Genomic DNA, 12,806 nt, shown 5'->3' on the forward strand with positions numbered 1-12,806 from the left:
CATTAAAATCACGCCATGCCCAAGACCACCACCAAAGCCAGTCCTGCCGCCGAGACGGCGGAGGAACACACGGAAGAGCGCGCACCCAGCATCGCCGAACAGATCGACGCGCTGGCCGACCCCAGCTTCATGACGTCGCTGGCACGCGGCCTCGCCGTAGTGCAGGCCTTCAGCGATTCGCGTAAACCGCAAACCATCGCCAACATCAGCCAGAAAACCGGCATCCCGCGTGCAGCCGTGCGGCGCTGCCTGCATACACTGCGCGAGTTGGGTTATGTGGACGCCGAGCTGAACAATTTTTCGCTGCGGCCCAAGGTGCTGACTTTAGGCTACTCCTATTTATCGTCGACGCCGCTGACGGTATCGGCCCAACCTTATTTGAACAATATCAGTCGCACGCTGAATGAATCGAGCTCGCTGGCTGTGATGGACGATGACGAAGTACTGTACGTAGCCCGCGCCGCCACCTCACGCGTGATGTCGGTTGCGCTGAACACCGGCAGCCGCCTGCCCGCCTATTGCACTTCGCTGGGACGCGTAATGCTGGCGCACACGCCTCCAGCCCAGCTTGACCAGTACCTGGCCCGCACCAAACTGCGGCCGATGACCGAGAACACGGTAACCAGCGTCAAGCGGCTGCGTGCGATCCTGGCTGACGTGCGTCAGGCGGGTTACGCGATCAACGATGAAGAACTGGAACTAGGCTTGCGCTCCATAGCGGTGCCGGTGCGCGGTGCATCGGGCACCGTCCTGGCGGCGTTGAACGTGGGCGCGCAGGCAGCGCGTGTCAGCGTCAGTCAATTGGAGCAAGATTTCCTGCCGGTACTGTTGCGCAGCGCCCAAGAGTTGTCCGTCCTGCTGCCTTGAGCGGCAACGCAAACTGTAACGATACCCAGGCAAGTCAGAAAAAGACAATCTCTCCCTATGTACCCAAGAGAGGGCGGAGTGTTATTGCCCGTCTGCTTAGTACGCGCCACGAGTATGGATTTGCGCAGTAAACCGGCGCCTCAGCAACAGCTGGGCGCGTCGTTTGTACTTGTTAAGGCTTATCCCGCAAATTCTCGCCACGCCGGTCGCCCACTGTCGCGCGAATACTTTTCGCGTGGTAGTCCATCAGGAGAATTTTGAGATCAGAGGGCAAGGACGGATCGCTGTACAGGCTATGCAATAGCTGTGACTGCACGAACATGGTTTGCCGCTTGATGATTGCACAATCGTTGTGGCTGACACCATGATTCATGTTGGCGACGAGCTCCAGAACATCACGCTTGAGACGGTAAAAGAGAGAGCGGGCGAGAGTGCTTTCAGCAGTAATGGGAGGCTCTTTCCCAACTGTCTCTGTTACGGCCGACAGTGCGGACTGACTCTCAGAATGTTTTAAAAGCATCGTTTCCCCTGAATCCTAAAACAACAAGAATTAGTCTTCATCTCGGTCTGTCGCCGATTTCGCCGCCAACTCAAATGCACCGTCTACCGGACTGGATTAACAGGCGACCTTCACTCGAATTCCACAGCGGCAACTAGAAGAAGTATCGTCAATCCGTACATTTCAACAATTGCCTTAAATCTAACACACTACTTGATCGGATTGCATAGCAAAAAGCCAAGATTGAGACGCTGTTGGCGCGCATGCCGAAGCGCCCCTCTTCCTTTGCGATGCCCTTGATTTGTTATTGAAGAAGATGCTACGTGGAGGTTTTATTAAATGCATCGTCTCTTGGGAGGTTGCCGGATGGAATTCGCTATGCGGCTGGGCAAGAATAATGGGTGAGAAGAATGAAATGACTCAAACTGAAAGCAGCGTTTCAAGGTTTCGAGGCATATTAACTGGCAGGCGAGGATCTAGAGTGGACTGGTTCAGCTGCGGGTGGATGTCAATTTCAAAAAATTCAAAAAAAAACGCTTTGGGCCACAAGGTCCGCCTCTATTCATTTACGTCCCGTGCGTCATCGAGTCTTGGTCAGGACGACGTGGGCCGCATGCGGTGTCGGAACATATTCGGTGCATCGATAACCGAGTTTTGGCAAGTCGATGCCGGTGAGAAGGTGCTCCCCGCAGCCGAGAAGGACCGGGGCGATGGCGAGGTGCAATTGGTCGATGAGTCCTGCACGAAGGTATTGCCGAACCGTGGCGACGCCGCCGCCGAGCCGGACATCCTGGCCGCCGGCAGCATCGGTGGCGCGCTGAAGTACAGCGCGGATATCGTCGGTAACGAAGTGGAATACGGTGCCGCCATCCATCGCGATCGATGGCCGAGCGTGGTTGGTCAGCACAAAGACCTGCGTGTGGTACGGCGGATTGTCGCCCCACCATCCCTTCCACGTATCGTCGGGCCACGCGCCTCTGACAGGTCCGAACATATTGCGCCCTATGATCCACGCACCAATGTTGTCGAACCCGCGCGCTACAAAGCTGTCATCTACGCCAGTCGTGCCGCCCTCATTTCCAAACATCTGTTGAAACGTTCGGGTGGCGAAGGCCCATTCGTGCAACGCTACGCCGCCGACACCGAGCGGATTGTCGAGATTCTGGTCGGGGCCGGCGCCATAGCCGTCGAGGGATATGGAGAAGGCGTGAACCCGGAGTTTGGACATGGCTGCGGATTCTTTCAGCCGGCGCCGGTGGTCCGAGGCATGCCGGGCTGATCCAAATCAACCTCATTGGTCGAATCGACATAGTTCTTGAGCGCAGCATCCATTTCAAATCTCAATTTTTCGATCACCGCAGGATCCCGTTGCTCTCGGGATATTTCGGTGAGATATTTATTTTTTGCGAGATCGTGCAAACGGCTGGCTTCGGTGATTTTCAGCTCGGGACTATCCATGGCGATTGCTCCAGACAGGGTCAGCTAGATGACTATCCTAACACTGTCTCTGACCAGTCTCAAACGTATTCCTGATGAGTTAATTAGTTATCCAGACGCGCCAGGCAACTGCCAGCCAGTCGAATCCAATCTCTAATAACAACACTTTCCATACAGCATCTTTCGCTTACAATCCTCGGATGGATTCGTCTGAATCCACCGCACGCCGGGCACAGGCGCAGGGATATAACAAGATGCAAGGTACCTCATTCGGCAAACTCGCTGCCATCGTAGTGGGCGGTGTAGTTGTGCTTAGTATGCTGTCTCATACTTTTATCGCGTCGGTTCCAGCCAATCATGTCGGGGTTGAATTCAACCGGGTTGATGGCCGCGTAGAACCCACGCCGCTGACCAGCGGCTGGCACGTGATCGGCCTCGGCACTACCGTGGTGGATTTCCCGACTTTCACGCAAACCTACGCCTGGACAAAATCACTGACGGAGGGACGCGCTGAAAACGAATCCGTGAATTTCCAGGTGGCTTCCGGTGTTGTGATCAACGCGGACGTCAGCATCTCTTACGGCATCGACCCCAGCAAAGCGCCGGCCCTATACCAAAAATACAAACGCGGCTATGAAGAAATCACATCGCAGATCATTCGCAACGCCATACGAAACTCATTGAACGCCTTCGGCTCAGCGTATGACGCCGAGGGCCTGCTATCCGGCGGCAAGATCAAGCTGGCCGAGCAAGTGCGCGGCGAGATCAACCACGAGCTAGGACCTTACGGCGTGCTGGTGGAACAATTCGGATTCATCAATGAACTCAGGCTGCCGGCCAATATCCAGAATGCCATCAATGCCAAGATTCAAGCTACGCAAGAGGCGTTGCAGTCGGAGGCTTTGCTACGCAAGAATCAGGCTGACGCCGCCAATGCGGTCGCCATTGCCAAAGGCAAGGCTGATGCAAAAATTGCCGAGGCCGAAGGGGATGCACGCTCATTGGAAGTTGTGGGCGAGGCGATGAAACGCTATGGGTCGGAGGCCGCTCAGATCAAGAACCAGTCACGCTGGATTGAGAAATGGGACGGCAAACTTCCGACTACCACCACCGGCGCCAACACCTCAACGATGATCGGGCTCGGAAAGTAAGAAAAACTGCTGCCGCAATTAAGACAGCATATCATCCGGCATCCGGGTTATCTCAATGCGACGATTCCCGAATGCCGCACAGTGCGCGCAACAGAACAAAACGGATTTTAAAATCCGTGGTTCCACGCGTGATTGGCTCTTTTTACTGCCGGAAATACGCGGTAACCACCTTTCCGGTAATAACGATATAAATGTAAAAACGTTCTCATGTCAGCACTCTTGTCATAAAAAATCGCGATTCGATCGCTTTATTCATTACTGAATCCCTGCTGGTTCGAATTTTCCACAAGCCATGTGACATGAGGATGACAAACGCAAAGCAGCCAAAGCCCGCTGCCTGCTGTTGTAAAAACACATCAACCCGGCATTGGCATTGGCGGCGGATAGAACGGCGACCAGGTTCTATCCGCCGCGGTGGTTCAATTGCTGCTCAGCTGTAGCTACTTGCCGATTTGCCTGCTGACGCCATTTTCCTGCTGATTCAATACCGCCTGTTCCGATTTGGTGATGTGGCCACCGTTTTGTTTGGCCATATCACGCTCTTCCTGGCGGATTGCATGATCATCTTTGTGCAAGGTCCTGGCTTGAGCCTTGCTTATTTCACCTTCTTTGACTTCATTGTGAATACGCTTGTTCTGGTTATTCAGACGATTGTTGACTTGTTCACGGCGTGGATGATTCTTTTGCCATGTCGTGTCAGCCATGGCGCTGCCGGCAGCGCTGGCAAAGACAGCGACCAATGCGGTGAGAATGACTGCTTTTCCTGAGCGATTGAGCTTGAACATGATGTATCCCCTTTTTTGTGGTTCCGAATGCCGAATTGGCTGGTGCCGCCCCTGATTAACGCCGGCTCGCATCGCCGCGTCGACGATACAAAATGTTTTTGTCGTAACCGGCTGTAACCGCACAATGCGCGCAGTTAATCGTCGTGACCACGGCGCTCGCCATGATCGTGGTCGCGATGGTCGTCATGATCGCGATGGCCGCGGCGTGCTTCGTTTTCGCGCCATTCGCGGGCCCGCATACGACGCTCATGCCATTCCCCTTCGCGTTCCGGTTCTATGTACACCGGGCGCGGCTCGACATAAACAGGGCGCGGTTGAACATAGACTGGCGCCGGCGCCACATACACACCTGGCAGCCGAACATTAACGCCGACATCAACCTGCGCCAGGGCGGGTGCTGCTGCACCCATCAGAGCGGCGCCTGCGATCAATCCTGCAGACAGGGCTAGAATTCTTTTCATTTCGAATCTCCTAAAACGGAAGAGGCAGGACTAGCCTGCCTCTATGAATTCACATCGAATTGATTACTTTGGTGCGGCTTCTTTCGCATCTGCCTTGGCTTCTGTAGAGCTTGCTTTGGCCTTGGTCTTTACAGCTGTGTGGTGAGCCTTCGCCTTGGTTGCCGTGGCATCGGCTTTGGCATCTGCTACTTTTGCATTGGCAGTAGCGTCGGTTTTCTGTTCTTTCGCATCGGCTTTGGCGTCAACTTTCGTTTCCTTTGCGTCAGCCTTTGCCGCCGGTGCGGTTACTGCGGCTGCAGCCGCGGCTGGAACGGCCGGTACAGCTGGAGCAGCAAAAACAGAAGTAGCGAACAAGCCGGCGATCAGAGTAGCGAGTAATTTATTCATTTTTGCACCTTTACGTTATCTGGATTTCCTCAAGAGATTCCTGAGGCCTTGTGCTATAAACGCGTGGTGCAAGGAAGCTGTTGACCACCCTTACATTCCATTACAATTGGGCAGGCGCATTAGTTAACTATCAAGAAAAGCGCATCCAGTGAATTCCGGCGTATACAGAATAGAGGTAGGATAAAAAATGAATGAATCGACCGAATTTGAATATGTCGGATTTTGGCTAAGAGTCTGGGCCAGCTTGATTGACACTGTCTTGATGTTGATCGTGATTTTCCCGATCTTGTTCGCCATTTATGGAAGTGAAAAACTGGCATCCGGCGTAACGCTTAGCGGACCAGCGAATATCCTGATTTCTTACGTATTGCCGGCGATCGTTGTCATCCTGTTTTGGATCGCAAGACAAGCGACGCCGGGGAAGATGGCGATAGGCGCCACCATCGTCGATGCAAAGACAGGCGGGAAGCCAAGCCTCCGGCAGGATTTGATCCGCTATGCAGGCTACTTCGTTTCCACAATTCCCTTTTGCCTTGGACTTATCTGGGTGGGAATCGATAAACGCAAGCAAGGGTGGCACGACAAACTTGCCGGGACCGTTGTGGTGCGACGGAAAAAAAGAGGCGCGGAACCGGTCAGATTTGAAGGTTGACATTCATGCCGTTGAACTTCCGGCGAACCGCTCTACCCCATTCCCCGCCCGCCATCCTTGGCAGTTGCCATCTCGAACAAGTCGAATGCATCGCCGTAGAGGAAGGATTTCTTTACAGGCTGGCGGTACTCTGAAGGGCTGGCATAAGCCAAGACTTTCTGTTCGCAATCATGCTTGGTTCTGGCAATGATTGCATCGGTCTTGTCGCCCTCTATATTTTCGGCAATCCAGTAAGTCATTTTCATCTTTTCCCCTGCTTCGAATCGAATTGTCCCTGTTTTTTTCGGCAGCATCGCGAGGCCGGCACCACGTCCCGATACCAAACCGCCATTGGCTCTTACAGTGACATATTTTCGACGATTTGTCTTTTAACTTCATCACGGAGAATAGTGATGGAAGTGAAGCCATGCAGCGGGAAAATCCAAAATAAAAAAAAAGGAATCTTCTCCGATCGAGAAGATTCCTCTTATTTTGACTTGCTTAAGACCTCAAGCGGGTTGTTGAGGATTATCGCCCTCTTTGCTATCGTCTTCCTTGTTTTCCAGATGCTCGGTGATCGCTTCCACACCCTTGTAGCCGGCAATCGCCGCTATACCCTCGGTCAAGATGGATGCATTCGGATCCAGTTTCTTAACGCCTTCAACCGCAACAACCGCACCAATTACTTCTTCCAGAATACCCATGAATTACTCCTTAACGCTTGAAAAATAAAAGAGACAGGTTGCCCTGTCTCCCGCGATGCGCAACACCCTGATTACTTAGGCGCGGCTTCCTTGACATCTGCCTTGGCTGCAGCTGGTTGCACTTCCGCCTTGGTTTTTGCCGCTGTGTGATGAACCTTCGCCTTCGTGGTTTTAGTCTTCGCCTTGGTTTCGGTAGTTGCTGCTTTGGCTTCAGTACTCGCAGCGGCTTTAGTTTCAACCTTGCCTGCTTTCACATCTGCCTTGGCAGCTTGAGTGCTGGTTGCTGCTGCTGGCGCTGCCGGTGCAGCTGGAGCGGAAGCTTGTGCGAAAACGGAAGTAGCGAACAGGCCGGCGATCAGGGTAGCGATTAATTTGTTCATTTGTGCACCTTTAAAATATCTTGGTTACCTCAGGAAAATCCCGAGGGCTTGAGCAATAAACGACCGCCCTGCAGCTGCTGTTGACCGCGCTTACAAACGATTACAATTCGGAAAATTCTGTGCCGCGTACGATCAAATCGAAACGGGATTCTAGCGGCCGGAACGGGTACTGACATCAACCCACACCGCCAGCATCAGGATGCTGCCCTTGACGATCATTTGCCAATAAGTATCGACATCCAGCATCGACATGCCGTTGTCCAGGCTGGCCATCACCAATGCCCCGATCAGCGCGCCATAGACCGTGCCAGAGCCGCCGCGCATGGAGGTGCCGCCGATGAAGCACGCCGCAATTGCATCCAGCTCGCCCATGTTGCCGGCGGACGGCGAACCTGCCGCCAGGCGCGCGGTATTGACCAGGCCTGCCAGTGCACACATCACGCCCATGATGCCGAAGATCCACAGTTTCACCGCCTGCACATTGACGCCGGATAAGCGGGTTGCCTCCATATTGCTGCCGACCGAGTAGATCCGGCGGCCGAAGACGGTCTGCGTGGTGATGTAGCTGAACAAACCCAGCAAAGCCAGCAGCAGCAACACCGGCACCGGAATGCCATCGTAAGTGTTGAGAGTGGATACGAATGCCAGCAAGATCAAGCCGATCAGCAGCACACGCAGCGCATCGCGCCACAACGGCGGCGCCGGCAGCGCATGCAACAGGCGGTTGCGGCGGTGGCGCCAGGTCAGCGCCAGCGCCAGTCCGAACAAACCACAACCTAGTACGATGCCGAGCTGCGGCGGCAGATAGCCTTGGCCCAGATACACCAGATCGCTGGAGACCGGGGCAATCGTCAGGCCGCCGGTGACGCCCAGCAGAATCCCGCGAAACGCCAGCATGCCGCCGAGGCCGACGATGAATGAAGGAATCCGCATGTACGCCGTCAGGTAGCCGTTGAACAAGCCTAGCGCCAGGCCCAGCAGCAATACCAGGCACAGGTTGAGCGGCAGCGGCAAGTGATGGGCGACGTTCAGCACCGCGGCGACGCCGCCCAGCAAGCCCAGCATGGAGCCGACCGAGAGATCGATTTCGCCGCCGATAATCACCAGCACCATGCCGCAGGCCAGGATGCCGGTGACCGACATTTGGCGCAGCAGATTGGAGAGGTTGCGCGGGGTGACGAACCCGCCTTCGGTTTTCCAGCTGAAGAATGCCCAGATGATGGCAATCGCAATCAGCAAAGCCATGATCTTGTATTGCCGGAACAGCTGCTTGATATTGATCGAACTCGCGTTGATCGAGCGCATGGTCGAATTCATGTTCGAACTCATATTAACTCCCCGATGGTTGCAGCTGCCGCGTTGGCAATCTGCTGTGAAGCCAGATATTGCGAGGTCTGATCGATGGCGGCCGCCAGCACGGTTTCCTGGGTAAGGCCGCGATTGATGAAATTGCCGCGCAGCTTGCCTTCGCCGATCACCAGCACGCGGTCGGAGACGCCCAGCACTTCCGCCAGCTCGGAGGACACCATGATGATCGCCACGCCCTGCCGCGCCAGATCCGCCATCAACCGGTATATCTCTGCCTTGGCGCCGACATCGACGCCGCGGGTCGGCTCGTCCAGGATCAAGACCTTGGGCCGCGCCAGCAGCATTTTCGCCAGCACCGCCTTTTGCTGGTTGCCGCCCGAGAGAGAGGTGATGGGTAAAAACGGACTGGAAGTCTTGAGCTGGAGGCGGTGAATTTCGGTTTGCACGGTTTTCAGCTCGGCCTCGGCGTCGATGCGGGTAAGTCGTGAAAAATCCTCGAGTACGGTCAAGGTGATGTTCTGGCCGACGTCAAGATCCGGCACGATGCCGTGCTGCTTGCGGTCTTCCGGCACCATGCACAATCCGAGCCGGATCGCTTTCAGCGGCGTGCCGGTATCGACCTTGACGCCCTCCAGCCAGACTTCCGCCTGGCTGCGCCCGGGATAGGCGCCAAACAAGGCCGACACCAGTTCGGTGCGGCCGGCACCGACCAGGCCGGCGATGCCGAGGATTTCTCCGCGTCGCAATGCAAAGGAAATATCGTCGACCCGCTTGCGCTGCGGATTATCGGCATCATGGCAAGTGACATGGCGCGCTTCAAACATCACCTCGCCGATCTCGTGTTCCTGATCCGGATACATGGCGCTGATTTCGCGCCCCACCATTTGCGTGATGATCTGGTCGACATTCATATCCCGCATAGGCGTGGTGGCGATGTGTTTGCCGTCGCGGATGACGGCCACGGTGTCGCACACGGCCGCCACCTCATCCAGCTTGTGCGAGATGTATACGCAGGCCACGCCCCTGGCTTTCAGGTCGCGAATAATATCCAGCAATACCGCGATCTCGGACGCCGTCAGCGACGACGACGGCTCGTCCAGAATCAGCAGCCTGGCTTGTTTGTTGAGCGCCTTGGCAATTTCCACCAGCTGCTGATGGCCGCCGCCGTAGTTCATCACCGGCAGCGCGACATTCATGTCTGGCATTTTCAGTTCGCGCATGAGTTCGGCCGCGCGCCGGTACATCGCAGGATAGTTCATGCGCCCGCCCGGCAGCGTCAGCTCATGTCCCATGAAAATATTTTCAGCCACCGACAATTCCTGCACCAGCATCAACTCCTGGTGGATGATGATGATGCCGGCGGCTTCGGTGTCGCGCATGGATTGCGACTTCAGCGGCTGACCTTGCCACAGGATTTCACCCTGCCAGCTGCCGCGCGGATGAACGCCTGACAGCACCTTCATCAGGGTCGATTTACCGGCGCCGTTCTCGCCGCACAGGCCGAGGCACTCGCCGGCCCTGAGCTTGATATCTATGCCGTCGAGTGCACGGACAGCGCCGAATTCCTTGACGATGCCCTGCATTTCCAGCAAATAGTCGGACATGTTCGCCCTCGCAGTAGTTGAATGGACAACGGCTAGCCGGCGGACGGGTCCGTGCCGCCGGCTAGCCGTTTCAGTTCATGCGGCCGGACTTATTTGCTGCCGATCTGGGCCGAGGTATAGAAGCCGTCGGCGACCAGGATGTTGACGTTGGCGCTGGTCAGCGGCGTCGGTTTGAGCAATATGGTGTCGACCTTCTTGACGCCGTTTTCATACTGCGCGTTGTAGCTTGGTTTTTCATTGCGCGCGAGCTGCACCGACAGCTTGGCCGCCTCGGATGCAATCAGCTTGAGCGGTTTGTAGACCGTCATGGACTGGGTGCCGGCGATTACGCGCTTGACCGCAGCCAGGTCGGCATCCTGCCCCGAGACAGGCACCTTGCCTGCCATCTTTTGCGACGCCAGCGCCTGGATCGCACCGCCGGCGGTGCCATCGTTGGAGGCGACGATGGCGTCGATCTTGTTATTGTTGGCGGTCAACGCATTTTCGACGATGGACAAGGCCTCGGTAGCACTCCAGTCCTTGACCCATTGCTGGCCGACGATCTTGATGTCGCCGCTGTCAATAGCTGGCTTCAGTACTTTCAGCTGCCCTTCGCGCAGCATCTTGGCGTTGTTGTCGGTAGGTGACCCGCCCAGCAGATAGTAATTACCCTTAGGCTGGGCCTTGAGCACGCCTTCGGCTTGCATCTCGCCGACCTTTTCATTGTCGAATGAAATATAGGCATCGATATCGGCATTCAGGATCAGGCGGTCGTAAGAGACCACTTTGATGCCGGCTTTCTTGGCTTCCTTGATGGTGTTGCTCAGCACGGTGGCGTTGAACGGCACGATCACGATCACGTCGACCCCGCGTGAAATCAGGTTCTCGATCTGGGCGATCTGCCGCTGTTCGCTGGCATCGGCCGATTGCACAAATACCTTGGCGCCCAGCTTATCGGCCGCGGCAACAAAAAAATCGCGGTCCCTGGCCCAGCGCTCTACCCGCAGATCGTCAATCGAAAAGCCGATCTTGGGATTCTTGGAATCGGCCATCGCCGCTGTGCTGCCCAATGCAAATACAGCTACCGACATCGCTGCCAATATGCTCTTTCTCATGATCTTGTTCATTGCTGCGTCTCCTGTGATTGGTTTTGATTTAACTGCATGTGATTCACACCGTATTAATTTCACCTTATTCAGCTCGACTGCGACAACTCCCTGCATCAACCGTAGATGGCGCGGTTGACCAGGTTTTCCAGCATTTCCTGGCGGCCGCTGACAGCCTGCGGATTCAGCTGTTTGGCAAAAGCATGTTCGGCGATGTCGCTCAGGCTAAGCTTGCCGGCCAATACATCCTGCCCAAAAACGCCATCCCATCCGGCATAGCGTTCAGCCTTGAAACTCGCCAGCACATCGTTTTCGATCATGCCCGCGGCGCGTTCCAGCGACAGCGCCAGTACATCCATGGCGCCGACGTGGCCATGGAACAGATCGACTTCATCCAGGCTCTGGCGCCTTACCTTGGAATCGAAGTTGTAGCCGCCGGTGGTGAAACCGCCGGCTTTCAGGATTTCGTAGCTAGCCAGCGTCATTTCCTCGACGCTGTTGGGAAACTGGTCGGTATCCCAGCCATTTTGCGGATCGCCGCGATTGGCGTCGATGCTGCCCAGGATGCCGAGCGCGGCAGCGGTAGCAATCTCATGGTGAAAACTATGCCCGGCCAGGGTCGCGTGGTTGGCTTCTATATTCACCTTGATCTCTTGCTCGAGCCCGTATTGCTTGAGAAATCCGTGGACAGTGGCGCTGTCGTAATCGTATTGATGTTTGGTCGGCTCCTGCGGTTTCGGTTCGATCAGCAGCGCGCCCTTGAAGCCGATCTTGTGTTTGTGTTCCACCACCAGGCGCATGAAGCGGCCCAGTTGTTCGCGTTCGCGCTTGAGATCGGTATTGAGCAGGGTTTCATAACCTTCGCGGCCGCCCCACAATACATAGTTGGCGCCGCCCAGGCGCCGGGTGGCATTCATGGCGGTGCAGACCTGCGCGGCTGCATAGGCGAACAACTCAGGATTGGGATTGCTGGCGGCGCCGGAGGCAAAACGCGGATTGCTGAAGCAATTGGCGGTACCCCACAGCAGGCGCACGCCGGTTTGCTCTTGTTTGCGTTCCAATACGTCCAGCATCTGTGCGAAGTTGTTGCGGTACTCGGCCAGGCTGGCCCCTTCCGGCGCCACATCGGTGTCGTGGAAGGTGTAATAGTCGACCCCCAGCTTGCCGAAGAATTCGAAAGCGGCGTCGGCCTTCTTGTGCGCCAGCTCCATGGCGTCGCCGCCTTCCTGCCACGGGCGGCGGAAGGTGCCTGCGCCGAACACATCGGAGCCGGGCCAGACGAAACTATGCCAGTAGCATGCCGCCATGCGCAGGTGTTCACGCATGGGCTTGCCCAGCACCAGCTTGTCAGCGTCGTAATGACGGAAAGCCAGCGGCGATTGCGCCTGCTTGCCCTCGAAGCGGATCGGTGTAACGGAAGGGAAATAACTCATTGCTGCTCTCCTGTCTGGTGATGGCGCGGTCTTGGTGTGGGCCATACTAGCAATGGCGAGCGGCGCTCCACAAT

At 56.0% G+C, this 12,806-nt stretch carries 16 protein-coding genes; 3 read left to right on the forward strand and 13 right to left on the reverse strand.

The window, feature by feature from the left end; genetic code table 11:
- The first annotated feature begins 15 nt into the window (after positions 1-15).
- A complete protein-coding gene (locus BLV81_RS14175) occupies positions 16-867 on the forward strand; it encodes an IclR family transcriptional regulator domain-containing protein (RefSeq protein ID WP_092357317.1) in 852 nt (283 codons plus the stop codon).
- A gap of 172 nt (positions 868-1,039) precedes the next feature.
- Here the strand turns inward: BLV81_RS14175 and BLV81_RS24085 are convergent, their stop codons facing one another.
- The 3 genes from BLV81_RS24085 to BLV81_RS14190 all read right to left on the reverse strand — a co-directional run bounded on the left by BLV81_RS24085 (position 1,040) and on the right by BLV81_RS14190 (position 2,824).
- Positions 1,040-1,387, reverse strand: coding sequence for a hypothetical protein (locus BLV81_RS24085; RefSeq protein WP_218134279.1), 348 nt, complete (start codon positions 1,385-1,387; stop codon positions 1,040-1,042).
- 559 nt (positions 1,388-1,946) lie between these two features.
- The gene (locus BLV81_RS14185; protein ID WP_092357319.1) at positions 1,947-2,594 is read right to left on the reverse strand and encodes a dihydrofolate reductase family protein; all 648 of its coding nucleotides are present in this window, start codon (positions 2,592-2,594) and stop codon (positions 1,947-1,949) included.
- 14 nt (positions 2,595-2,608) lie between these two features.
- Positions 2,609-2,824 (reverse strand): hypothetical protein, encoded by a 216-nt coding sequence (locus tag BLV81_RS14190; protein WP_092357321.1) that lies wholly within the window; start codon positions 2,822-2,824, stop codon positions 2,609-2,611.
- Between the two features lie 179 nt (positions 2,825-3,003).
- Between BLV81_RS14190 and BLV81_RS14195 the strand changes: the two genes are divergently transcribed.
- Entirely contained in the window at positions 3,004-3,954 is a 951-nt protein-coding gene (locus tag BLV81_RS14195) for a prohibitin family protein (protein WP_092357323.1), read from the forward strand.
- A gap of 440 nt (positions 3,955-4,394) precedes the next feature.
- Here BLV81_RS14195 and BLV81_RS14200 read toward each other — a convergent pair whose 3' ends face one another.
- From BLV81_RS14200 to BLV81_RS14210, 3 genes are all read right to left on the reverse strand, one after another.
- Complete coding sequence (locus BLV81_RS14200) at positions 4,395-4,739, reverse strand: hypothetical protein (RefSeq protein ID WP_092357325.1); 345 nt, start codon at positions 4,737-4,739, stop codon at positions 4,395-4,397.
- Between the two features lie 134 nt (positions 4,740-4,873).
- On the reverse strand, positions 4,874-5,200 hold the full coding sequence (locus BLV81_RS14205; RefSeq protein WP_092357327.1) for a PXPV repeat protein: 327 nt from the start codon (positions 5,198-5,200) through the stop codon (positions 4,874-4,876).
- A 63-nt stretch (positions 5,201-5,263) separates the two neighbouring features.
- Complete coding sequence (locus BLV81_RS14210; protein ID WP_092357329.1) at positions 5,264-5,587, reverse strand: hypothetical protein; 324 nt, start codon at positions 5,585-5,587, stop codon at positions 5,264-5,266.
- A gap of 187 nt (positions 5,588-5,774) precedes the next feature.
- On the opposite strand from BLV81_RS14210, the gene BLV81_RS14215 reads away from it, so the two are divergent.
- Positions 5,775-6,239: an RDD family protein gene (locus BLV81_RS14215; protein ID WP_092357331.1), complete on the forward strand. Its 465-nt coding sequence runs from the start codon at positions 5,775-5,777 to the stop codon at positions 6,237-6,239.
- 32 nt (positions 6,240-6,271) lie between these two features.
- Here the strand turns inward: BLV81_RS14215 and BLV81_RS14220 are convergent, their stop codons facing one another.
- From BLV81_RS14220 to xylA, 7 genes are all read right to left on the reverse strand, one after another.
- Positions 6,272-6,532, reverse strand: a complete 261-nt coding sequence (locus BLV81_RS14220; protein ID WP_218134280.1) for a hypothetical protein — start codon at positions 6,530-6,532, stop codon at positions 6,272-6,274.
- A 195-nt stretch (positions 6,533-6,727) separates the two neighbouring features.
- Positions 6,728-6,922, reverse strand: a complete 195-nt coding sequence (locus BLV81_RS14225; protein ID WP_092357335.1) for a hypothetical protein — start codon at positions 6,920-6,922, stop codon at positions 6,728-6,730.
- Between the two features lie 71 nt (positions 6,923-6,993).
- Positions 6,994-7,302: a hypothetical protein gene (locus BLV81_RS14230; protein WP_092357337.1), complete on the reverse strand. Its 309-nt coding sequence runs from the start codon at positions 7,300-7,302 to the stop codon at positions 6,994-6,996.
- 150 nt (positions 7,303-7,452) lie between these two features.
- Positions 7,453-8,631, reverse strand: a complete 1,179-nt coding sequence (locus BLV81_RS14235) for a sugar ABC transporter permease (RefSeq protein ID WP_255365219.1) — start codon at positions 8,629-8,631, stop codon at positions 7,453-7,455.
- Entirely contained in the window at positions 8,628-10,214 is a 1,587-nt protein-coding gene (gene xylG, locus BLV81_RS14240; protein WP_092357339.1) for a D-xylose ABC transporter ATP-binding protein, read from the reverse strand. Before xylG ends, BLV81_RS14235 begins: the two co-directional genes overlap by 4 nt.
- Before the next feature lie 89 nt (positions 10,215-10,303).
- Positions 10,304-11,284, reverse strand: a complete 981-nt coding sequence (gene xylF / locus BLV81_RS14245) for a D-xylose ABC transporter substrate-binding protein (RefSeq protein ID WP_369823883.1) — start codon at positions 11,282-11,284, stop codon at positions 10,304-10,306.
- A 131-nt stretch (positions 11,285-11,415) separates the two neighbouring features.
- Positions 11,416-12,732 (reverse strand): xylose isomerase, encoded by a 1,317-nt coding sequence (xylA, locus tag BLV81_RS14250; protein ID WP_092357343.1) that lies wholly within the window; start codon positions 12,730-12,732, stop codon positions 11,416-11,418.
- Positions 12,733-12,806: the final 74 nt, after the last annotated feature.

The organism is Collimonas sp. OK242 (assembly GCF_900107095.1).
GTDB lineage: Bacteria > Pseudomonadota > Gammaproteobacteria > Burkholderiales > Burkholderiaceae_D > Collimonas.